General features: G+C 37.4%; 16 protein-coding genes and 1 pseudogene. 12 read left to right on the plus strand and 5 right to left on the minus strand.

The window, feature by feature from the left end:
* Positions 1-347 precede the first annotated feature (347 nt).
* Positions 348-1,196, minus strand: a complete 849-nt coding sequence (locus HMPREF1505_RS11160; protein ID WP_036925378.1) for a hypothetical protein — start codon at positions 1,194-1,196, stop codon at positions 348-350.
* A 148-nt stretch (positions 1,197-1,344) separates the two neighbouring features.
* Positions 1,345-2,805 carry a hypothetical protein gene (locus tag HMPREF1505_RS11165; protein WP_081722959.1) on the minus strand — a complete coding sequence of 487 codons (1,461 nt, stop codon included), beginning with the start codon at positions 2,803-2,805 and terminating at the stop codon, positions 1,345-1,347.
* A gap of 968 nt (positions 2,806-3,773) precedes the next feature.
* Here HMPREF1505_RS11165 and HMPREF1505_RS11175 point away from each other — a divergent pair.
* From HMPREF1505_RS11175 to HMPREF1505_RS11185, 3 genes are all read left to right on the plus strand, one after another.
* A complete protein-coding gene (locus HMPREF1505_RS11175) occupies positions 3,774-4,871 on the plus strand; it encodes a hypothetical protein (RefSeq protein WP_036925383.1) in 1,098 nt (365 codons plus the stop codon).
* 43 nt (positions 4,872-4,914) lie between these two features.
* Positions 4,915-6,249 (plus strand): vWA domain-containing protein, encoded by a 1,335-nt coding sequence (locus HMPREF1505_RS11180; protein ID WP_036925385.1) that lies wholly within the window; start codon positions 4,915-4,917, stop codon positions 6,247-6,249.
* Between the two features lie 127 nt (positions 6,250-6,376).
* Positions 6,377-6,742: a hypothetical protein gene (locus HMPREF1505_RS11185; RefSeq protein ID WP_231480391.1), complete on the plus strand. Its 366-nt coding sequence runs from the start codon at positions 6,377-6,379 to the stop codon at positions 6,740-6,742.
* Between the two features lie 98 nt (positions 6,743-6,840).
* Here the strand turns inward: HMPREF1505_RS11185 and HMPREF1505_RS11190 are convergent, their stop codons facing one another.
* On the minus strand, positions 6,841-9,816 hold the full coding sequence (locus HMPREF1505_RS11190) for a leucine-rich repeat domain-containing protein (protein WP_231480392.1): 2,976 nt from the start codon (positions 9,814-9,816) through the stop codon (positions 6,841-6,843).
* A gap of 946 nt (positions 9,817-10,762) precedes the next feature.
* On the opposite strand from HMPREF1505_RS11190, the gene HMPREF1505_RS11195 reads away from it, so the two are divergent.
* Both HMPREF1505_RS11195 and HMPREF1505_RS11200 read left to right on the plus strand, forming a co-directional pair.
* Entirely contained in the window at positions 10,763-14,149 is a 3,387-nt protein-coding gene (locus HMPREF1505_RS11195; RefSeq protein ID WP_036925387.1) for a SusC/RagA family TonB-linked outer membrane protein, read from the plus strand.
* A 12-nt stretch (positions 14,150-14,161) separates the two neighbouring features.
* Positions 14,162-16,075: a SusD/RagB family nutrient-binding outer membrane lipoprotein gene (locus HMPREF1505_RS11200; RefSeq protein WP_036925428.1), complete on the plus strand. Its 1,914-nt coding sequence runs from the start codon at positions 14,162-14,164 to the stop codon at positions 16,073-16,075.
* Between the two features lie 239 nt (positions 16,076-16,314).
* Here the strand turns inward: HMPREF1505_RS11200 and HMPREF1505_RS13575 are convergent.
* A pseudogene (locus tag HMPREF1505_RS13575) lies at positions 16,315-16,488 on the minus strand (PDDEXK nuclease domain-containing protein); the annotation flags it as partial.
* 181 nt (positions 16,489-16,669) lie between these two features.
* Here HMPREF1505_RS13575 and HMPREF1505_RS11205 point away from each other — a divergent pair.
* The 7 genes from HMPREF1505_RS11205 (at position 16,670) to HMPREF1505_RS11235 (ending at position 22,527) form a co-directional block, all read left to right on the plus strand.
* The gene (locus tag HMPREF1505_RS11205) at positions 16,670-17,296 is read left to right on the plus strand and encodes a hypothetical protein (RefSeq protein WP_155948938.1); all 627 of its coding nucleotides are present in this window, start codon (positions 16,670-16,672) and stop codon (positions 17,294-17,296) included.
* Positions 17,297-17,318: 22 nt separating this feature from the next.
* Positions 17,319-17,801 carry a hypothetical protein gene (locus tag HMPREF1505_RS11210; protein WP_036925391.1) on the plus strand — a complete coding sequence of 161 codons (483 nt, stop codon included), beginning with the start codon at positions 17,319-17,321 and terminating at the stop codon, positions 17,799-17,801.
* A 788-nt stretch (positions 17,802-18,589) separates the two neighbouring features.
* The gene (locus HMPREF1505_RS11215; protein ID WP_036925393.1) at positions 18,590-18,808 is read left to right on the plus strand and encodes a DUF6140 family protein; all 219 of its coding nucleotides are present in this window, start codon (positions 18,590-18,592) and stop codon (positions 18,806-18,808) included.
* A 10-nt stretch (positions 18,809-18,818) separates the two neighbouring features.
* Complete coding sequence (locus HMPREF1505_RS11220; RefSeq protein WP_036925394.1) at positions 18,819-20,747, plus strand: M48 family metallopeptidase; 1,929 nt, start codon at positions 18,819-18,821, stop codon at positions 20,745-20,747.
* A 220-nt stretch (positions 20,748-20,967) separates the two neighbouring features.
* Complete coding sequence (locus tag HMPREF1505_RS11225; RefSeq protein ID WP_036925396.1) at positions 20,968-21,333, plus strand: hypothetical protein; 366 nt, start codon at positions 20,968-20,970, stop codon at positions 21,331-21,333.
* A gap of 92 nt (positions 21,334-21,425) precedes the next feature.
* Positions 21,426-21,998: a hypothetical protein gene (locus HMPREF1505_RS11230; RefSeq protein ID WP_231480393.1), complete on the plus strand. Its 573-nt coding sequence runs from the start codon at positions 21,426-21,428 to the stop codon at positions 21,996-21,998.
* Positions 21,999-22,008: 10 nt separating this feature from the next.
* Positions 22,009-22,527, plus strand: a complete 519-nt coding sequence (locus HMPREF1505_RS11235; protein WP_036925401.1) for a hypothetical protein — start codon at positions 22,009-22,011, stop codon at positions 22,525-22,527.
* 77 nt (positions 22,528-22,604) lie between these two features.
* Here HMPREF1505_RS11235 and rplQ read toward each other — a convergent pair whose 3' ends face one another.
* Positions 22,605-23,087, minus strand: coding sequence for a 50S ribosomal protein L17 (gene rplQ / locus HMPREF1505_RS11240; RefSeq protein ID WP_036866554.1), 483 nt, complete (start codon positions 23,085-23,087; stop codon positions 22,605-22,607).
* Positions 23,088-23,136: the final 49 nt, after the last annotated feature.

Consider the following 23,136-nt stretch of genomic DNA (forward strand, 5'->3'; position numbering starts at 1 on the left):
GGCGTCTTTTAGAAGCTAAAAGAGCATGTATTCAAAATTATGATGTGAAAAATTATGACAGAACAATAAGTTATTAGCCTAATTAGACCAAATAGCCTAATTAGGCTAATAGGAATAAGTTGTTTGTAGAAATATGTTTAGCCTCTAATGACCGATTTGGGTTAAAAAGAAATAGAGGCTGCACCAGTTTAATGATACAGCCCCATTCCGTCATTTAAAGTTTTAGTTATCAGTAGTTAGTACTTACACAATAATATCTTTATAATCTCTATTTAATCTTACTCTTTTTAGAATCCATATCGTAAGACGATTTGCTGACTCTTTATGTTTTCTGTTTATCAACAATCTTACTTACTGGTTCTTATATTGAATTCTGTCACTTTGCTTATACTCTTCTGACCCTGCAAAACAGTTAAAGCAAATCGTGCCATACCATTCTTTAATTTCTTATCAGCCTTCACAAGTGCTGTGTAACGGACGCCCTTACCGGGTGCAATACTCTCAATGTGGATAGATGGACTGATGTAAATGTGTGCATTACCGGTTGTTTCCAACACTGAAGGCTGTACATCACTGATCGTCTTATCCCCTCGATTCATCACCTCAAAGATAATCTTACCCACCTCATTGCGCGACAAGATACCATCTTGGTTATCATCAACAAAACGAGCATTGATAATCTCAATATTCGGTGTATACTGATAATTACCTGCCAACTTATCCACACTTGACTCAGCTGGTGCCTTGGTATTTGGCTGTGCTGCGCTGTAACTGCCTGTATAATCACTGCCTTGGAAATCGTAAATACGGTCGTCACCAGAGTTGGTACTATCAAAACCGCTTCCATCTACCCTATTAGGCTGTGCATAGTCGTCTGTCTGATTATAATTATCGTATCCTGATTGATTCCTTCTTTCACGTGCCTTACGCTGTTGCACCTTCTCATAATGGTCGTGTACATCCTCTTTCGCACGTCTGTCAGCCTTTGCTCCTGTAGAAGCACCTATGATAGCACCACCAGCCATACCAACAATCGTACCGATATCTGAACCTCTCGCTCCACCAGCAATACCACCAATAGCGCTTCCAAGAATGCTTCCTAACGAGCCACCTGTTACAGCACCTGACCCTGTATAGGTATCGCAACTGCTCAGCACCACAGCTGCAGAGAGGGAAAGAATTAAAGACTTCTTCATAACTTACAATTTCTTAACGTTGGCAAAATTAGCTACATATTTTCACACTTACAAAGATATTTCCCTACTCAGCGAGGGGAAAACCCTAAAATACCTAAACATATCTTCCACTACTCTGATTTCCAAAAGTAAAAAGCAATAAAATATATTATTCCTCTATCGGAAGATACAACATCAAATGATCAAATGCTATATAACGTTTACCAGCCCAAGTGATAATACCAATAGCATCATTCAACGTACAGTTTCTTAACTCTTCATGTTCAGAAACAGAAACTCTATATGACTTCCCATTCTCATCTTTTACAGAGATAAAATCTGGTGTTATAGCTTCCAATTCTTGATAGAAAGTATAGGAATAGGCTGCAAAATCATTTACTACCTCCATTCCCTTTTCAGTTGGAGCTACCCAATCATCTTTTGCACGTGTCAATTGTATCGGACGAAACCACGACACATCCATCATAAACGACTCAAAAGCTATCTTCGTTGGTTTTTCTCCTCCCCCAAAAACAAAGTGTGGATAAGTGATATCATCCTTTGACAGCTTTTCATTGTTCAACCACTGCAAGACAGAACGTGGATGCTGCACACAAGCATAATCCTCACCATTACTATAGAAGCTTACAGTGAACTCTTGCTGATGCAGTTTACCAACCTCACCTTCCTTCTGAAAATAATGACAAAATAGATAGCTTGTTGCTAATTCTTCCACCCGCCAATAGTCTGGACATTGCTCACTATGCTGCTCACCCAACCAATAACCATCGAGATTAGGATATAACTGGTCCCACTGAACACGCCGACCATTCTCTGCGATCTGCTCTGCACTTGCAAGAATTGACAGATTGCAAAGTACATCAGCCGTAAACTTAACCAATCTAATACGCGTCAGTTTCTCTTCTGCTTCCTTTAAAGCCTTATGAAAGAGTGTCATCCTTGGCGTTTGTACAAAAAGAATATTCCGATGACATACACGTAGAAAGAAGTTATAAACCTGCTCGTATTTCCCCTTCATCTCCTTCGCATCCCCTTGTCGAGTATCAAAAGACGAGGGCAATACGCCAAGCAACATCAACAACAAAACCGCAAGGCAATAAGTATCTTCTTCCTGCAAACGCAGAAGAAGTTCCCTCATCTTCGCATCTTGCTTATCTGTTATCTCATCATCAAAAACACAAACATTGATGATTTGCTCACAACATTCTGTCCTCACATCCCTATCTTCGACATCCCCCAGCAAGGGCTTGTACCTCTCCATCAGTCTTTCCGCCAGCCCATAAGCTTCTATCAATCTATCAAGAGAAATACCCATTTCTTCATTCCATTCACGCTCCAACTCGTGATAAACAGCCTTACGCAAAAAGGCATCTTTCCCTCCAACACGACCAAAGGAATTGTTTCCACTACCCGCCTTTCCTATATGTTTCCACAGCTCTTCACCACTATTATATAATAGTCTAAGGCGATACACAGCATTCAGCTTTGCCTTTATTGCCTCGTCTTCAATATCAGTCTCGACAGACTTTCCGCACGTCTTAGCCTCCTCAGTACTTAAGTTGATAGTCTTATCGTCTATATTCATATCTTTCATTCTTAGCTTTGCCATCTTCTATCTGCCTACAAATACTGCACAGATACAAGTCCTTCCAAACGTTTTCTGCTATTAACACCATCTCTCGCCCTCAATCTGTAAAGAAGATTCCGAAGTTCTTTCCTACAATTTTGAGTTCCCCTTTCTTCATATATTACTAATCGCAGCACTTAAGCTACTCTTCCGCAAAAATACAAATTAATTCCTTTGTGCCTCTCACAATTAAATATTTATTTTGCAAACAGAAACAAAAACCTAATAAATTATGAACAAAACAACATTTATCTTAACGATTGGTATTACATTACTCTGTAGCACTACCTTACTCACAACTACCAGTTAAATTGAGTTTTTCTGTTCATAAAGGAGTAAATAGTTCCTACGTTTCAAATATGCTTTATTAACTTGTGATAGTACAACTCATTCCCTAAAAAGAAGTTGATTCCTTCACAACAAGACTGAGAATTATAATTTAAATCATCAAACTTATGATCAGAGGTTATATAAATTTCAGATGCGATAACTGCAACAACACCTTTCGCGCATTAGATATTGAATATGGAGCAACTGCTATGTCAGTTCCAATGCCCTGCCCAAATTGTAATAGTCGCCACACTTACCCTCCTAACTGGCGTATTCTCGGCTTTTATCCCCTCGACAACAACCGTGAGCTTTATAAAAGAATCTGGGAAAGGATGGATAAAGAGGAAAGCAAGTGTGATAGCTAATAGGCTAAAATGTGATAGCTTCCTCGCTTGTTAAAATGATGAACAAGATTAGCAATTTTCAAAAAGTAAGTAAACATTCAAGGTAATAAAGGCTCCACAATAAGAGAGAGAAATGCCTTATTGGATTTTATTCACTTTATTTTGTTGTTATTTTGTAATTTATAATAAGATTATTATATTTGCAACAGATATTATAGAATGACACGAGTCAGCCACTCGAGTTTAATTGAAACATATAACTAAAAACAAAAGTAAATGAAAATCAAGCTCACTACAAAGCAGTACTTTATAGTACTCTTAACGACATACATGTTTGTATCAATTATAGGATGCTCCTCTAAGGTAAATAATAAACCTACTGCAGATGAACAAGATTCTCTTTCATATGTAGAAACTGCGAGTACAGATCCTGCCCCACTCAGTCAAAAAGAGGCAACAGATATTATGAAAAGTCTATTGATAAGACATTCTCCACAAGCAGAAACTGTTCTTATCAAATACGCATTGTCACAAAATCAGCCAACAATTATCGCAGTATTTAATGAAACTAACTCAGAAGGTTTACCTGAGTTTCATTACGCTATAGCACGAAAATATGGAGAAAGTTGGCAACTTGATAAAGCAACGCCAAAAACTGGTTATTGCGATTATATACACGAATATAATCCTAAATATGATGTTTTTAAAATTGTTGAAATCAAAAAACAACAATACATCTATTTTTCCTACATAAACAACTGTGGGGGTACCGCATGCGACGGATTCTCATATATAACGTTTTCATTACTAAACCTTGAAAGTGGGAAGGTTATTGACCTCGTTTATAGTGGAGAATACAAAGGAGAATCTGATGATAATCTTGATCAAATCCTGTATGGAGAATATTCTAACATTGAGCAATTGAAGTCAGAAGCTCCTTTCTTAACAACATGGTTAGTAAATGCATCAACTAACAGCAAACGCATTTACAAGCCAACAAAGGGGGACTTCGACTTGGATGCTCCAAGAAATTTCAGCAAAAAATGGGAAGTTGATAATCAAGCTGCAATAGATCAAAATATAGGAACTTTGACCTATACATATTATTCAACATTTATACCTGATGGGCTTGAACCCAAAGATGCGGATGACATCCTTGAGAATAAAACATATAAAGTGTTTAGCTATTGGAGAGGATGTGTAATTGCATTTAACAAAAAAGAAAAGAAATATTTTACTTTAATTGCTGGGTATTGGAAGCCAGAGTTAATAAGCTGGAAAAATAAAGATAATAATGTCTTGCGTATTTCAAACATTGGATCACAAACAATGACAATAAACATTGATACTGGTGATTTTGAGATTACAGACTGATAAATTACGCAAAATATAATCAAAAATAAAATAGAACAGAAAAATGAGAAAAAGTATTTTCATACTACTTATATTGCTTGTAAGCACCTCTTTATGGGCAAACGAGAAAACAGAGAAACATATCTATATCGTAGATTTGAGTGGTTCAATGGCAGGATACAAAACTTCCATAAACGTCTTTAATAAAGAGAAAAGAATACTATCAGAATCGCTACACTCACTCAACAGAAATATAGAAGTGTCAATAATACCTTTCGCTGAAAACATATTACCTGTATTGCATGGAAATGGAGAAGAATTATCAGTGTTAGTTAAGTCCTTTAAAGTTTATCCCGGCAACTCCAATATCTATACAGCATGGATTAAAGGTATCAATGAAATAGACAGTAACAAAAACAATAAGTTATTTCTGATTTCTGATGGACTTCAAAATACAGGATGTCAGACAACTAAATTTATAGAAGCATTAAATGTTTTTTCTGCCAAAGCTTTATTATGGAAGACAAAAGCTTATTTTGTAGCTCTTGATAGCACAATGGAGAACACAGAAGTAGCTATGACTTTCAAGAGAAATGACAATATGTTTATAATAAAAGATTTAAATACAGAAATTATAGAACAAAGTAAAAAATCCACCACACATATGCCATCAGAAACATATATAAAACAAAATAAAGCTCAAACAACTATAAAGATCAAAGAAAAAAACACTTTAGATAATTTAGACTCAATAGATAAATATATAGTCGGAATAATAATATTAATTTGTATTCTTATTATAACACTGAAATATATTGACATCGATTTTATCATAAGTGAATTTGGATATCAAAAAGGAGAAAGAAACATTCTCCCCAGAGACAATCCAGAAAGAAATCCAGAATATGGTTACTTTACCGGGGAAAAAGGGGAATCAAACTATATGCTTGCCGAAAAACCACATATCAATGGTTCGAATAAAGAAGGACTCAGTGGAAAAGAGCTACTAAAAAACCCTATGTCTTTTTATAATTATGAGGATTGTCCAAACAAATATGTAAGAAAAGAAATTAGATATATGATGAGAAAAAGGGGAAAAGAAAAAGGGATTCCATACAAAAACAAAAGACCTAATTTTTACAAATGGACAATCCCTCTTCTATTTATAAAAATAACGGATAACAGAATAGATAATGAAATGCGAGCTATCACTAAACTTGCAAAAAGATGGCACTGTTCAATTGAAGAAGCAAGCTATTATAAAGCGCAAGCTGATTTAACTTTCCACGAAACCATAATTAATTTTATGGGGTTTAAAATAGGATGTGTCTATAGTATTCCAACAAACATACATGAAAATGCAAGACACTCAGGAGGAGTATCTGATGCTAAACAATAAAAATATTGAGAGGTAATAAGACTTTATAGGATACGCGCCGACAAACATATAAAGAACTGATTACATTTTAGTTGTATTCAGTTCTCCATATTTAACCCAAATCAACACCCACACTATTGCACGCCAAATGGCAGAGGAATGCAACGAACGTAACAGCAGAGATGGGTTTACGATGTATAAAATAGATAGGGAATACTGCTTTGAAGGACTACGAGTAGGCCCAAAGGTGAAAATCCCTTCTAAAGAAGAATTATTGGCTCTATTAGGAAATCAACCCATCAACGCACCCTCTATCCGTAACATCACATATACGCTCATACGCGAAGAATTAGCACGTTTATACGGAACATCTGTACAAGAAGCAGCAGACATCATTGGAAACCAACTTGACTGCGCTCCGCACGAAGACATCTCTGGCTATATCTTTATGGTACCTAACTGGGCACATAAATGGTTTCGTCACAATGGCTATGTGTCAAGAATGTTAAAGTAAAAACACTTATAGAAAAACAATCCCGAAAGTTTATAATGACCTTCGGGATTGCTAATTCTACTCTTTCCGCTTTCTCATGCGGACAAGTTTGATTCATTCTATTCAACTGCTACAACCTTTGAATAGTCCTTCGTTTTAACAATATAGATACCTGATGGTAGACTAACCGTCTTATGCTCTCTTACAATAGTAGAGAACATCAATTTGCCACTTAAGGTATAGACTTGCAAGTGTGTAGGCGTTCCTGTTATAAAACTTAGATAATTTTTACCCCCAGACACTTTAAGTGCTTCATTAGAAAGAGTATCTATTTGATCCGAAACTGTGAAGATTCCTCCAATAGTCACAGAAGAAGTAACCTTAAAATTAGGAGAATCTACTTCTTCATCATTAAGTGTCAAAGTTTCAAGTTTATATCCAGATGCGGGTATTGCTTTAATAACAAGATCTGTATTCTTAGCCACCTTTGTGCCCGTCAGAACCTCAACATCATCTGTTGTAAAAACCTTTAACGTTCCATATTCCGGCTCCTGTATTGTAATATATGCCATATTACAACCTGTTCCATCGCCCTCGTAATCAATCGTCCAACCCTTCAACTTAGCAATAGAAGACTCAGCATGCTCGGCATCATTATACTCTCCTGCTTTTTCACCATGAACGAAAAGCGTGTTACCACGTGGCATCTTTCCACTCTGAAGTTTAGGATAACGTGAAAGGCTATAATAAAGATCATTTAAAGTACATGCATCCCATCTATTACCACCTACATTCAGATAGGTCAATCGTTCATGTCCCTTAAGGTCCAGCCCCTCTAATCTATTACCATCTACAGTAAGTGTCACAAGTTGAAGATTATTCTTTAAGTCTAAGTTTGAGACTGAATTATTAGAAAGCTGCAATGTCTTCAATGCAGGGTTCTTACTAACATCAAGAGTCGTAATCTTGTTATTTGAAACATAAAGTTCTACAAGTTCTGGCATATCCCTCACGTCAACTGTCTCTATCTCATTACTACTTATATTCAAATAAACGAGTTTCTTGTTATGACTTAAGTCTAAGCTTTCTAACCAATTATTTTTGACATCAAGATAAGCTAAATCGACAGCACCTGTAATATCTATATTTTCAACTTGATTACCATAAGCACGTAAATTAACAAGTTTACTATTCTTGCTAACATCCAAGGAACTGAGGTCTGAATAAGAACAATCAAGAGATTCAAGATCCAATAGCTTTGAAACATCTATAGACGTAATAGAATTCATATACGTAGAAAGAGAACGTAAATGAATATTATGACTCAAATCAATAGCAGTTATCTTATTATCAACACCTACACCTGGATAACTTGAGAAGTCAGCTCCTGTAACAGCACCATATATCGTTACAGTCGCTCCAGATGTTTGCCCCTCTACTGTTGTTGGAGTCGATTTAACCTTCACTTTTACAAGTTCGCCATCTCCCCAGTCAATTGAAACATCTTTTTCCTCACCATTAACAGAAAGGAAATACTGTTGATCTATACCTGTAGGAACTGTTAGTTTGATATAATCATCATCACCAGAAACACTAAAAATAGGTTTTACAACCGCCGCTTCAGATACGACAAATATACTGTCAGCTATTAATTTTCCATTCACCTCTACCCCAACGAACTTTGAGCCAGCAGGTGCTTTAGTATCTATCTTAATTGGAAAACCAGGCAGAACTTTCCCATTAACAGGTTCATAAGTTGCAAAATACCCATCATCAGGGATTTGACTTAGTGTATAACTACCTCCATTTTCGGATGTTTGCATAGTTATAGAAACAGAATCCATAGACGCAGTAGCATCACCATGAACATCGAGTTTATAGGAATTGTCGGCATCATCATCTAAAATCCCAGTATTGGCGTGTTCGTAGTTAGACCCCGATAGGAAAACATTTGTACGATAAGAATTACCGGTATGTGACGGCATTGCTTTGAACGTGAAGTTAAGTGACTGAGGAGTAGTATTCTTACAGTCACGCATATCAAGGTGATTAAGTCTATTAGTACCGATAGCACCATGCATATCAAGAAATTGTATTCCAGTATTCCGTACGCTCACACTACGTAAAAACCGTTGGTGAGATAAATCAATACGTTGTATCTTCGTATTATCAATATTAATCGTATAAAGATTTGCAAGATTAGACACATCTAAACGAGACAACTTCGTATCACTAAGTTCAAGCGTTGTTACATTCTTGTTACCACTTAAGTCAAGCTTTGCAATGTCGGTATTAGACGCATCAAGCATGATAAGCTCTGGGTTATTAATAAGGTTTAACTCAGTTATCTTCGTTCCCTTTATAAGGAGCTTTTCAAGTTTAGTTTGTTGCATAACATCAATAGATGTTACTCCGATATTCCCTGTAATATCGACATCACGTAACTCTGGATAATTATTACCCAGTTCTAACTCTAACAAACTACCGTTCGCAAGATTAAGATAACGGAGGTTAGGAAGACTAACAGAATAAAAGTGTGTGATATCTCCATCTGACATGTCGATATTTCGTAGTTCTGTACTGCCATCTGGAAATAAAACAGTTGCCAAAATTGTATTATGATTAGCTGTAAAGTTAGTTAACTTCTTAAAATTACGCAGGTCTAAACGCGTAATTTTATTATAGCTAAGGTCAAGTGTAACAAGATTAGGAGCACCTAAGAGATCAATACCCTCGTAGGTTAATTCGTTCTTCTTTGCTTCAATTTGCTTTAAATTAGGCTGATTCTTAAAAGCAAGATATGTTGCTTTTGCCTCAGAAACTTCAACAGCAGAAAAATCACCATAAACAATAATTGTGTCTTTCAGTAACTTTCCTGTTACCTTCTTATTATTACTCCATCCTTCTAACGTAGCCTCTTGTTTATTACCATCTCCCCAGTCAACAAAAACTTTACTGGCATCATTGGTTCGAGTAACACGGAATTCAAAGTCTTGCCCTACGGGCGTAGATGTTGCAATCCTCATTTCACCACCTGTTTGTGCATAAGAAGTTAAAGACACAAACAAAGAAAACATCAGTAAAAATTTCTTCATAAGCTGTAATGTCTAAGCACTTTATAAGAAAGGTTTATCAAACGACAGAACATAGAAATTAACCATAGTTCTGTCGACCAAAGCGTAAAGAACATCGTGATAGTGCTATTAAACCACAATATAAATCACACTTTTGATTGCAAATATAAGTAAAATAAACATAACATGCAATATATTGTAACATTGACTATTATCATTTATTACATACCACAGAATAAGCGTCAAATGTAAGTCCTCAACAAATACTTAGATTTTAACATTAACGAATGAAGAAACATGTACTATACAATATCACCTAAAACATCTGAAAAATCGAGATTTTTAAGTAACAAAGTCTATTGTCGCATGGTAGAAGATGAGGGATTTGTAAGGAACAACTGATTGTAAGTAGCTGATTAGCCTATTCTCTCTACTTCGTTACAAATAATCATCTTAGTCATCTTAACCAAAGGACAACTCTTTCCGACCCACTCTCTTGTCTACTTATCTACTTGCGAGCACCTCATTTTATCGCCTTTACATATTTACAAAAATTAATCGCCATTTTTATTGCTTAATATATTTATTTTATTTATATTTGCTCACATAATAAAAACTATATAAATAACCGTTAAGCAACACTTTATGTGTCGTAAAACATACTAACACTAACCTACAATCGAAATTACAATATCTACAATACTTAAAAACCATCTTTAGAGTATCAATCTGTTTACTCAAAGATATCAGAAGTTATTAATAAGAACCTATAACAAAACAAATAAAAGTCTCTCTCAATAAGAGTTACAAGAGCGATAAATTCATTGCGGTAATAGCTGCTACACATAGCTAATATTCAAAACAACAAAACCTAACACAAAGAGCTGATACAGAATGAAAGTGAAATAGAGACATATATAAAACCTAAACAATAAATTTTACATATTAATCTTTAACTATAAGCAAAATGAACAACAAGCAGAACAAAGCGCAAGCCTTATGGCGAATCTGTATGATGGCACTGATATGGATGTTCGCTACTGAGCTTTATGCGCAAAATGTCACGGTTAGTGGCATTGTGAAAGACCCAACGGGCGAGCCTGTAATCGGTGCTTCGGTAACGGTGAAAGGTACAAATATGGGTACTGTGACTAATATCGACGGGCAATACACCCTACAATGCCCCACAAAAGGCACGTTAGTATTCTCATACTTGGGAATGAAGCCTAAAAATGTAGATATTAATGGTCGACAACAGATAAACGTTGCCCTTGAAGAAGAAGCCACTGCGCTTAATGATGTGGTGGTTACGGCATTGGGAATTAAACGACAAACAAAAGCATTGGGTTATGCTGTCACCGAACTGAAAAGCGATGAACTGGAACGAGCCAACACGGTTTCTCCTGTTACAGCATTGCAAGGTAAGGTGGCTGGTGTAGAGATCAGCCAGTCAGACGGTGGAATGTTTGGTTCTACTAAAATTCAAATAAGAGGTGCATCTACTCTTAATGCCAACAACCAACCTATCTTTGTAGTAGACGGTGTGATATTAGATAATGCTACAAGCCAATCAGGGGACGCTGACTGGAATAGCAATATCAACGACTATGGTAACCAACTAAAGAACCTTAACCCCGACGACTTTGAGAGTGTGAGCGTACTAAAAGGCGCTGCAGCAACAGCATTGTATGGTTCACGTGGTTTGAATGGTGCTGTAGTAATTACCACTAAAAGTGGGAAAGCAGGCAAAGGTGTTACTGTAAAGGTTTCACAAACTATAGGATTAGAAACTGTCTATCGTTCTCCAGATCTACAAAACACCTATATGATTGGTGCTTTCCCTGGTGGTGTAGATTACGGAGACGAATACACTGCCACGGGCAACCTTTGGAGCGATAACATGACATCGTTCGCTCGTAACTCTAAAGGTGAATACTCGCTCATCGAACAATATGGGAACTATGCTTGGGGACCTGATATCTCATGGGCTGAAGGTAAACAGTTTGAACAGTACGATGGGACAATGGGAACAGCGAAAATGTTCCCAAACAACTATAAAGATGCTTACGACACAGGCTTTAATACAAATACAAATGTATCATTGCAAGGTGGTAATGATCGTACACAATTCTATGCTTCAGCATCTTATAAATATAATAAGGGTACTACACCACGCAACACCTTTAACCGTCTGTCGTTCTTAGGAAAAGCTTCACAAAAGATTGGAAATATCGTGACGGTAGATTTCAGCGTAAACTTTACGCAATCACAACCTCGTAATGCACCTTTAAACATCGGAGAATACTTTGCAAATAGTACGTTCCCACGTGAATACGACGTTAATCGTTATCGTAATCTTTACAAAGGGGAACATGGTGGACTTGCCAGCGAAAGATATGGCGATCTCTATCGTGCTGTACCTGGTAAGGAGCTGTGGTGGAGTATCTTTGAAAACGATTACAAACAAACAGAAACCATGTTCAGGCCTGTGCTTAACATCAATATTCAAGCACTGCCTTGGCTACAACTTTCAACTGGTGGTTCGCTCAACTATTATGCTATCGACGGCGAGCTAAAAGCCCCTGGTAGTGGTTATGCCAACGAAGGTGGGTCTTATGCACTCTCACACACGCACACTACACAAGAGAACTTGTACCTTGCGGCCAACCTAAACTATCAAATTAATAAGGACTGGGAAGTGCACGGGTTCTTACGTGAGGAATATTTTAACCAATATGCACAGTATAATAGCGAGAGTACGAACGGTGGACTTATTGTGCCCAACCAATTCTTTATCAAGAATTCAAAACAACAAGCCAGCTTTAATGCGTATAAATTCAACACCAAGCGTATCGTCTCTACCATCTTTATGATTGGAACAAGCTGGAAGAATCAACTATTCTTGGACATAACGGGACGTAACGACTGGTCCTCAGCCTTGGTTTACAGCTACGGAACAGGTAATTTCTCTTATTTCTATCCTTCTGTTTCGGGCTCATGGATCATCACAGAAACCCTCAAAGACAAACTTCCAAAATGGGTTAGCTTTGCAAAGGTACGCGGTTCTTGGGCGCAGGTGGGAAACGACACCTCTCCTTATTATATAAATTCGGGCTATTCTGTGGCAACATATCAACGTGGCGACAGGAAAATCTATGGAATGACTATCCCTGAGAATATGAAGAGTACCAACTTAAAACCTGAACGTAAGAATGCTTGGGAAGTAGGACTTGACTGGCGTTTCCTTGACAGTAGGATTGGGGTAGACCTCACCTATTATAAGGAGAACACTCGAAACCAAATTATGACTATCAATGTACCTTGGGAATCGGGCGTAAAAGAAAAGCTAATCAACGCTGGTAATATACAGAACTCAGGTATAGAAATAGCACTCAACACAACTCCTATAAAGAAGAAACAATGGCAATGGGACCTAAATTTCACCTACACTCGCAACCGCAATAAGATTGTAGAACTAAGTCCTGATGTAACCTCTTACATTAATCTGGATGGTGCAGCAAACTATGGTAACTACCGCATAGCATCTGTTGCCAAAGTAGGCTCCGACTATGGTATGCTAATGTCTGACTCTTGGATAAAGACCGACGAAAAGACTGGCAAACCAGTGGTGGGCTACACTAACAAATTCCGAACAGTGTATTATAAGCGCGGAGGTACTGTGAAAGAAGTTGGATCGATGTTGCCTAACTTCCTTGGATCACTAAACTCTACCCTAAGATGGAAAGACCTTAGTCTCTATGTGCTATTTGACGCACGCTTTGGAGGATACGTTGCTTCGTATAACTCACGCTACGCAACTGCATACGGTTTCTCTGGAGAGACCGAGAAATACCGTAAGGGGATGACCTGGACCAGCAAATACGCTAATGCGCAAGATAAGGTGTTTACTGATGGCTTTATCCCTGATGTCGTTTTCGATGCTGGTACTATTGTTACCACACCAGGAGGAACTAACCAAGACGTTAGTGGAATGACCTATCAGGAGGCTTATGAAAAAGGTTATGTAGAACCAGCACACCTACAAAGTGCTGCATACTTTAAGAATAGCTGGGGAACAGGTGTTATTAACGATGATTGGTTTAAGAAAATCAACTACATCGCTCTGCGAGAAATAACTCTCTCGTACAACGTTCCAACCAAAATTAGCAGCTATATCGGTGCAAAGAACTTATCCCTTAGTTTCACCGGACGTAATTTGGCATACCTACTGAACACAGCGCCAAATCACGAGAATCCTGAATCGGTACGTGGAACAGGAGCTGCGCAGTTCCGTATGCGATCATTTATGCCTTACACAGCAAGCTATCTCTTCACATTAAACGCTACATTCTAAATGCCTTTCATTATGAAACAGAATATTATAAAATTCAAGTCGCTCGCCTTTGGTATATGTGCCACATGCATGGTACTGGTAACAGGATGCAGCGAAAGCGAATACGCAAAAATAAATACTGACCCATCGACTATCGCCGAAGGAAATCCTGTATTCTTGTTTACTCAGGAACAGGTGCAATACCAACCCTTCGATTACCTGCTGTGGTATTACGATGGGGCTTACACGTCAAAAATAGTTCAGGCATATTCACCATCAAGTAGTTTTAATGACTTGTATAACAAGTTGGCTGAACTGGGCGGTGTGGGTTCTCAGCTTATTTATGTTAAACGATACGAGAACGATATTAAAGCTACTATCGATAAGATGCCAGCTAACAAAGCTGCTCAATACTCACACCTTTCGGCTATGGCAAACGCTCTAACAGTTTACATGGGACTATTCGATACCGACCTCTTTGGTTCAAGACCTTACTCTGAAGCTGCACAAGCCAAGTATGGGGGCACATTAACTCCTAACTACGAATCGCAAGAGAGTCTATTCGACCAATGGTTGACTGAACTGAACACCGATCTGGATAAGCTGAAGTCAACGACAACGCAGATAAGTGTTGGAGACAATGACTTAGCCTACGGGGGAGATACTAAGAAATGGGTGAAATTTGTAAACGGCATAAAACTTAAAATTGCAGTAAGACTTCTTCACCAAAACAAAGCTAAAGCCTTAAAAATAGCAGAAGAAGTGGGTGCTGATGATGCAAACGTAATGCAATCTATTGCAGACGACTATGTATATAATAAAGGTACAGGTGGAGATGGTGGCAACAACACCTATGGAAGTGATAATAGTGTGAACTTAGGTGTTAGCAGCAAAAACGTTATCGACTTCATGAAACGTAACAAAGATCCACGTATGCTGGTGATGTTTACCAAAAACGATTTCAACTCTGAGGTAGTACAAGCATTCTTTGATGCACAAGCAAGAGGGGATAACAACTGTGCTATTCCTAAATATATTTTAGACCAGGTGAACTATACCACAGATGCTTCTGGCAAGAAACATTTCGACAGTTGGAAAGGTGATGGGGAACCATGGGTGCGCTATCAGGGATTACCTATCGGTATGGCTATATCTGAAAAGACAGAATACACTGGCGTCAACAATTATTTTGTAACAACCAGATGGAAAGTAACTGACGGAGAAAAAACAAAAACCTACTCACCACTATCGTACTTTAACGAGGAATTAGTGCGTGGCCGCGTTGACTTCACTTTCCCAACAGCTCCAAAAGGTAAGGTGGTACAAGACACTGAAGATAACCCACTTTACGAGATGACCCTTTCCACAGCTGAAATGAACCTCTATCTGGCTGAGTTTAAGTTACTGGGTGCTAACTTGCCACATACTGCAGCCGAATATTTCAAACTTGGCGTTGAGGCTTCAGCTAAGGCTTATAACCGTTTAGCGATACTGAACAAAATACCTTATTATGATAAGGCACATTGTAACGACAAGTTAGACGAGCCTGTTACCTACGACGATGCAGCCATTACTACGATGATGGCTAATTCTGACTACCAACTAACAGGTAGTGTTCGAAGCGATTTAGAGAAGGTTTACATCCAATTGTATCTACATTTCTTCTATCAACCACTTGAGCAGTTTGTAACAGTGCGCCGCTCTGGCGTTCCTAAAGTTGGTAGCTCACTCATTCCTTGGATTACAATGAAGCCCAACACTGAGTTGCCTCGCCGATTCTATATCGCTCAACCCGATCCAGCCGATAAAATGCGTACTATTATTGAAACTGCGATGACGCAGCAAGGATTCACCTTTACAGATGGACAAAGACCTGAACTGCTTAACTCTGAAAGGGTGTGGTACGACAAGGGGGCTCCAAACTTTGGTGAAGGTCCTAACTACTAATAGGGAGACTTGCAGAATAAAGAGGCATCAATAAACGCTATGAAGAAGCAAGTGGGTAAAAACACCCAATAAACTTGTGCTCACATGCCTCAAGATTGTTTTCGTTAGATTATTGAAAGAGGGTGTGTCAATTATGAACACACCCTCCTTCGTGAAATAAATGGTTTACAAGAGACTTTAGGTCTCTTTTTGTCACTTATGCCCATATAAGCTATAAATTGATTTGTCTCATATTTTCGGGGTTTGGATGATGTGCCTTTAAGTTCGATAACATCGTATGTATGTAGTTGGAAGTTATAGAGGATAAGGTCATTATAGAAATCAGCATCACCAACTTCAAATTACCTCTGTTATGCAACGAAGGCAAAGTCACTGTCTTTTTCCAAAAGATATTTAGTGATATGAGAAACTAATTACCGCTCTATGGGGAGAAGAACATCGGTGTTTCGTCAAATCAAGAAGAAAAACGACTCTTCCTTTCTTCATATATTACTAATCACAATACTAATATCATTCTCCCGAAAAAAAACAAATTAATTCCTTTGTGCCTCTCACGAAGATACATTTATTTTGCAAACAAAAACCTAATAAATTATGAACAAAACAACATTTATCTTAACGATTAGTATTACATTACTCTGTAGCACTACCTTACTCACAACTACCAGTTGCACGCCTAAAACTCCCGAAGAAATGCGACAAGATAGTATTGAAGCATTCTATGCTACGCCTGAAGGTGAGGCTGCAGCTGCTGTTGAGAAATTCTACGAAGCATTAAAAACAGAAGGACTTTCTGAAGCTGCGTCAAAGTTCTGTACTGGAAAGATAGCAAAACAATTAAATTCAATGGCAACACTTCTTAATATGGCGAAAGGCGGAAGTGGTTATGATAAGTCGGACATGGGCTTCGAGTCCGTAAAAACTGCTACACTAACCAACTATCAAGATGTAGCAATGGTCGTAATTAAGAATAAAAAGGGAATCTTCACCGCAATGCTAATCCTACAAGAAGATGGGTGGCGGATTTTCTCGATAGAGCCTAACGATATGACTGGTTTTAAGAATATGATATTTCAAGACAAATTGTCTGACAGCTATGACGTTTACCCTACAGACGGAGAAGACCCTGATGGTGGCGCTTCTGCTGCACGACAGTTAGAAGAGGATATGAACCAAGATTTCGATGATTCATACAATAATACTGATTCATACTCAGAATAAAAACTTCAAAATATACAGAGACATGACAAAAGAAAACCTCATCAAAGCGATTAAAGATTATGAGTGCCATGCACTTCCTATAAGTAAGAATGTTTTTACTGGTGACAACATTACTGCAGAACTCATCGAGAAACATTGCAACCGCTATGGCATTAACTGCCAAGGAGAACAACCGCTACTCATTGTCAATGACTCTATCGTGGGTTCATTTGGCGGATATGGTTGGACGGGACTGATGATTACCGACAAGACACTCTATTATAAGTGTACAAAGGATTCCTTCCTCAGTGGTTTAATTGCATTCAGTTCAAAAGGCATACTTCCTTTAGATCAAGTGCAGACCATTGCTATCGGAAATCACGATGCCTGCTTCGGCACAGCCTACGTAGGTCATCAACTTGTTATCAACAATGGAGTAATGGGCTTACTGCGTATGGGTGGGGGTGTTGAGTTTGACGACAAGGCTATCAGCCAACTGAATCATATCTTTAAAGCCGCCAGATAAGCTTGTTTAACTCTGTCTTTCGCTATTAAAAAGTTGAAGAATAAACATCCTTAGTAAATATGTTATATTTGGTTTTGGCAGTTATACCCTCTCTTAGCAATAAGTTACTGACAGTCTAACATCGTATAATAATGTGTTAGCACTTCAATTGCATTCGTATTAACATTCCGCACCAGTAGTGTTAGGCTTCCGCACCATTGGTGCTGAGCCTTAGCACTACCCATGCGGGACATTAACACGCAAATTGGAGAGAAGAAGAAAGATTCTTCACAATCATTACATTCTACGGAGTAATAGATCAGCAACCAACCTATATGAGAAAGGAAATGTGATAGCTTCCATTAGCTAAAACAGTAAACAAGCTTTCTACTGAACATATTTTACCAAGCAAATATATCGTAATTATATCCTTTAAAATAGTATCAATATCTACTTTTCATTGTGTTTTCTTTACTTTATTTCATTATTATTTTGCTATTTCCAATAAATTCCCTACATTTGTGCCATGTTTGGTGGGCACTTTACAAACCACTCGCCATTCACTGCACAAAACTTGCAAACGAGGTTATTCGACCCGGTTAAATCTGGAAAATTAAACTAAGGAGTCGTCATTAATCGAGTTTAGGCAGGTTCTGTGCCCCTATCCTATATGGGGGCATGGACTGTCTTTACTTTATTTTGACTCCAAGGTTTTCCAGAACCGAACCGGATAGATAGAGATAAAGCGGGTCGTGCCCCCTTTCTTCTTTTGACTTCGTCTAATACAATTATAACTAAAAACAAAAATCATGGCACTTTTCAAAATTACCGTGAAGATGTCAAAGCACTGCGATGGAATGGTTATAGAACCAGGCATGAGCATCCAGTATGCTGCATTCTTTCCAAACGTTCTGTCAAACGACAAAGAACGAGACAAAATCAACACTCTCTTCTTCAACCACTTTGGTGTAGACCTAAAGAAGATGAATGCTTTAAACCCTGCGTATTTAAATGTAGAAAAACTGTAAATTACAAATTATGGATACAACTTCATTAACAAAAAGATTAAAGATAGAAATTGATGGGTGGCTATCATTGGGAGGGATAGAAACATCAAAAGAGGAGATAAGGGACATAAAAAAAGAATGGAATCTGGGTCCAAAAGAAGATGTTATTTTTAGGTCGTTACCTCTTTCGTTTTTTATATGTCTTAGAGTCCCTTTCGTTTTTTTTACAAACTATGCTATCTACATAAAAGACATACTAAATAAAACGAAAGATATTATAAGATGGTGGGAAATCACAAAGGTTAGTTATGAAAATGAACACTTCATGTTTTTCAATTCAGAAGGAAAAATTTTTAAAAACATAAATGTTAGAGCATTCTTTCCCAAAGAAATTTCTATATCTACTGGTGTTGACTTCTCAGAGGGTTTAACATCTGTAGCATCTATCGCACCTAATCCTTTACAATTAGCTCAAGAAAACAAATATTCAGAAGCCATTGAGGCTGTAAACTATTACATAACAATAGAATCAAGCATAGAACTTTACGTAACTCGTGCTTTTATATATTACGATAGAGCTATAAAATCGAATGATAACAAAAACTTATTACAAGAAGCATTAACAGAAATAGAAAAAACTATTGACCATTGTAAAGACCACAAAGAGTGTTGGGAACTACATAAATATAAAGGACATATTTTAGAACTCATGGGTAAAACAACTAATTCAAGGAATGCCTATATGAAATCTTTAGCTGAGGCTCCAGAAGAACAAAAATATAAACTTCAAAATAGAATAACAAAGTTAGAAGAAGCAAATACAGACCTTTGGGATAACTATGTATTGAAGGTACCCTATAAGGAGCGTAAATATATAATGCTTGTCGAAGATTCTAAAATCAAAAATTGTGCTATTTCAGGAATCACAATATTCAATTCTTCGAATGTTCCTAATTGTATCAATTTCTATGATAATATGCCTCTGAACAATGAACTATACGTTGGTCATCCCTACAATCCCTCTGTATATATTCCATATAACCAAGCAGAGGATATCCTATTTCAAGACAAAATACAAGAATTTTGCTATATCTTACAACAACTCGGCGCAGAGGAAATTACAATCACCAGTCTTAAGGGGCGAAAAATCAATGAGACAAATAATAAGAAAGAAGAACTTGAAGTGGCTGCTAATGCTGGAAGATTTGCTAATGCATTTCTAAATATTTGTTCAAGTACCTCTAATTTAATGGATCGCACATCACACGAACAATACGATGTTAAATATGTTTACGACCCTATAGATATGCCCGAGATGCCATCAGAAACTATTTGGTATCAGAATCAACCTAAATGGCAACGACTTGTTCAAAGTAGAATTGATGGCAACACCTTGGAATACACAGAATGTATTTCAAGCAAATTAACATTCTTTACTTCCAGTTCTGAAAAAGAGGATATAAAAGCTAAACTAAAAGTACTTATGGCTAACATAGAAGGTAGAATCTATGAGGAAGAAGAAAAACAACTGAGGGAAGATATCGAGACTATATGGAGAGTGTCTGTCAAATTCCGTTCGAAGAATCTGCTTCAAGAAAAAAGCCAGTCTCGAAATACCATAAGTTCAACTTTAACTTACAAGGAAAAAGAGTTTCTTAACGAGGTCCGCTTTTGCATAGAGGATGATGGTATCATTGATAATTCTGAACAGATTTTCTTAAATAAAACCAGAGAAAAATTAGGTCTTACAGAAGAAAGAGCAAAAGAATTACAAGAATCAATACTTAAACCTCAATTTACAGAGAATGAAAAAGAATATATCAATGCATTATCTGAGCTTATGATTGATGGTCAAATTCCGGAATCAGCTCAACGCATTGTGGAGCGCTTCAGAAACCTATACGAGATAGACGAACAGCGTGCAAATGAGATAGAGAAAAGGCTTTTATATGAACCTTAATGGAACTTTTTACGCCTTAATAAACAATGTATTTATAGGATTTTTCTATGGGGCTTATGTGATTTCACATACCCCATAGAACCCGAGGAGACAATTTGTATACTATTATACATCTTAGGTCTTATATATTGTAAACAGAGTAAAAGATCGTTAGGACAAATTTTAAGAGAATTACCCCTAATGAAGTAAAATATTATAAAGAATGAAAAGTAAAAACAGTATGAAAAAAATCGATTTTTTTAAATTAGCTTACGATAGTATTCAACCAGGAAGTGAAATCTGGTATTCTGGAGGAGAAAATAATGAAATAACTACGAAAGAGATAACACAACAATTAAAGAGAATACAATTAGAGGAGTTAAGGAAAGAAGCAAATAAATTTATAGACAAAGAAGATACTGATTTAGAATTTACAATATTGAGCCGCAATGGTTCTACTTGCGAGATTTGGATATCATGTCCAAATAAACCAAACCAAAATCTACCCTTAAATTTATTGAAATATTTAATGGAAAATAGAACTGATAAAAATGATGATCTTCCAGAGTCTCTGATCATAACCGATGCACATTTCCGAAATAAATAATAAAGAAAGATATAAAAGAGAAACTTTATAGAATAGAAACTTATCTCTTAAACTACTACGAGAACCCACAATTAAAAGCACGTGATGAGAAGATGGAAGGTCTCATCTTTAATCGTCGAATGCTCCTTAACCAACTATTCAAGCCAACAGATGAAAACTATCAGCTGTTAAAGGAATTCAACGAAACACTTAAAGAAGTAGTAATCAAAAACTATCAACAAAGTAGAGAGTTGTTTTACAACACAAAGAAAATGTTGGCAGATAGTGGAAGTAGTTTGCTGTTTGAGGGTGTAGAGTGTAAAATCTTCTTAGGAAAAGATAGACAATACTCGAAAAGTAATCCTATTCAAGGAGAAGAATCAGAAATGATTTGGGAGATTCTCAATGATGAAAGTTATAACGACATCTATTGCAAATATGGCTGTTGTATGAGCTTCGACGGATATCATGGAGAGGAAGATGACAAGACTGAAATGGAACTCATGGGATTGCAAGATGCGGATGATTGTTGGAATGAAGGATTAGACAGAGAATGGAGTTACGACTTACACCTTCATCAGCATTTCCACAATCTATACGACCATACAAGCTTCAGCATCTTCGACTTCATTTATGTTAGGGACTTCTACACAAAGTTTGAACTAAAATTTAATCAGAATACTTAAACAAGAATAAATGGAAACAAAAGAGTTATGCATAATCTCCGACTCAGACATCCCATCAGGTTCTGGTGGTATCAACGGAGAAGGCTATACATACGGACAATTACGCCATCAACCGATTATCACAGAGATATTACAACGCATCACCCACCCTATTGCACGCCAAATGGCAGAGGACTGTAACGAACGTAACAGCAGAGATGGGTTTACGATGTATAAAGTAGATGGGGAATACAGTTTTGAAGGACTACGGGTAGGACCGAAAGTAAAAATCCCTTCTAAAGAAGAATTATTGGCTCTATTAGAAGATCAACCCATCAATGCAGCCTCTATCCGGAACATCACATATACACTTATACGTGAAAAATTAGCACGTTTATACGGAACATCTGTACAAGAAGCTGCAGACATCATAGGAAACCAACTTGACTGCGCCCCACACGAAGACATCTCTGGCTATATCTTCATGGTACCCAACTGGGCACATAAATGGTTCCGCCACAATGGCTATGTAGCAAGAATGTTAAAGTAGAAAGCTTAATCTACAAAAAAACTCCCGCTACATTAAGTACCGGGAGTTCTTTATTATAGAGATAAAATCTATTCGGATTATTCAGCCTTTGCTTCTTCAGCAACGTTCTCAGCAGCCTCTGCAGGAGCATCAGCCTTCTTTGTAGAACGACGGCTACGACGAGTCTTCTTAGCTTCAGCCTTTGGAGACTTAGCCATATTCTCATTGTAGTCAACCAACTCGATAAATGCTATCTGAGCAGCGTCACCCTGACGAGTACCGAGCTTGATAACGCGTGTATAACCGCCTGGACGATCAGCTACCTTAACTGAGATCTCCTTGAAGAGCTCAGTAACAGCCTCTTTGTTCTGAAGATAACGGAATACAACACGACGTGAGTTAGTTGTATCATTCTTAGAACGTGTAATCAGCGGCTCAACATACTTCTTAAGAGCCTTTGCCTTAGCAAGAGTCGTAGTGATTCTTTTGTGCTGAATCAAAGCGACTGCCAAGTTTGAAAGCAACGCAGCGCGGTGGTCAGCAGTACGACCCAAATGGTTGAATTTCTTATTATGTCTCATTTTGTTTTTAACTTGTTGTGGATAAACCCGTCAACTTGTCGTTTAGACA

This window comes from Prevotella sp. ICM33, from assembly GCF_000517825.1.
GTDB lineage: Bacteria > Bacteroidota > Bacteroidia > Bacteroidales > Bacteroidaceae > Prevotella > Prevotella melaninogenica.

Coding starts and splice junctions, on each gene's coding strand:
- HMPREF1505_RS11160 (WP_036925378.1), bottom strand. CDS start 1,196: ATGAAGAAGTCTTTAATTCTTTCCCTCTCTGCAGCTGTGGTGCTGAGC.
- HMPREF1505_RS11165 (WP_081722959.1), bottom strand. CDS start 2,805: ATGGCAAAGCTAAGAATGAAAGATATGAATATAGACGATAAGACTATC.
- HMPREF1505_RS11175 (WP_036925383.1), top strand. CDS start 3,774: ATGAAAATCAAGCTCACTACAAAGCAGTACTTTATAGTACTCTTAACG.
- HMPREF1505_RS11180 (WP_036925385.1), top strand. CDS start 4,915: ATGAGAAAAAGTATTTTCATACTACTTATATTGCTTGTAAGCACCTCT.
- HMPREF1505_RS11185 (WP_231480391.1), top strand. CDS start 6,377: ATGGCAGAGGAATGCAACGAACGTAACAGCAGAGATGGGTTTACGATG.
- HMPREF1505_RS11190 (WP_231480392.1), bottom strand. CDS start 9,816: ATGAAGAAATTTTTACTGATGTTTTCTTTGTTTGTGTCTTTAACTTCT.
- HMPREF1505_RS11195 (WP_036925387.1), top strand. CDS start 10,763: ATGAACAACAAGCAGAACAAAGCGCAAGCCTTATGGCGAATCTGTATG.
- HMPREF1505_RS11200 (WP_036925428.1), top strand. CDS start 14,162: ATGAAACAGAATATTATAAAATTCAAGTCGCTCGCCTTTGGTATATGT.
- HMPREF1505_RS11205 (WP_155948938.1), top strand. CDS start 16,670: ATGAACAAAACAACATTTATCTTAACGATTAGTATTACATTACTCTGT.
- HMPREF1505_RS11210 (WP_036925391.1), top strand. CDS start 17,319: ATGACAAAAGAAAACCTCATCAAAGCGATTAAAGATTATGAGTGCCAT.
- HMPREF1505_RS11215 (WP_036925393.1), top strand. CDS start 18,590: ATGGCACTTTTCAAAATTACCGTGAAGATGTCAAAGCACTGCGATGGA.
- HMPREF1505_RS11220 (WP_036925394.1), top strand. CDS start 18,819: ATGGATACAACTTCATTAACAAAAAGATTAAAGATAGAAATTGATGGG.
- HMPREF1505_RS11225 (WP_036925396.1), top strand. CDS start 20,968: ATGAAAAAAATCGATTTTTTTAAATTAGCTTACGATAGTATTCAACCA.
- HMPREF1505_RS11230 (WP_231480393.1), top strand. CDS start 21,426: ATGGAAGGTCTCATCTTTAATCGTCGAATGCTCCTTAACCAACTATTC.
- HMPREF1505_RS11235 (WP_036925401.1), top strand. CDS start 22,009: ATGGAAACAAAAGAGTTATGCATAATCTCCGACTCAGACATCCCATCA.
- rplQ (WP_036866554.1), bottom strand. CDS start 23,087: ATGAGACATAATAAGAAATTCAACCATTTGGGTCGTACTGCTGACCAC.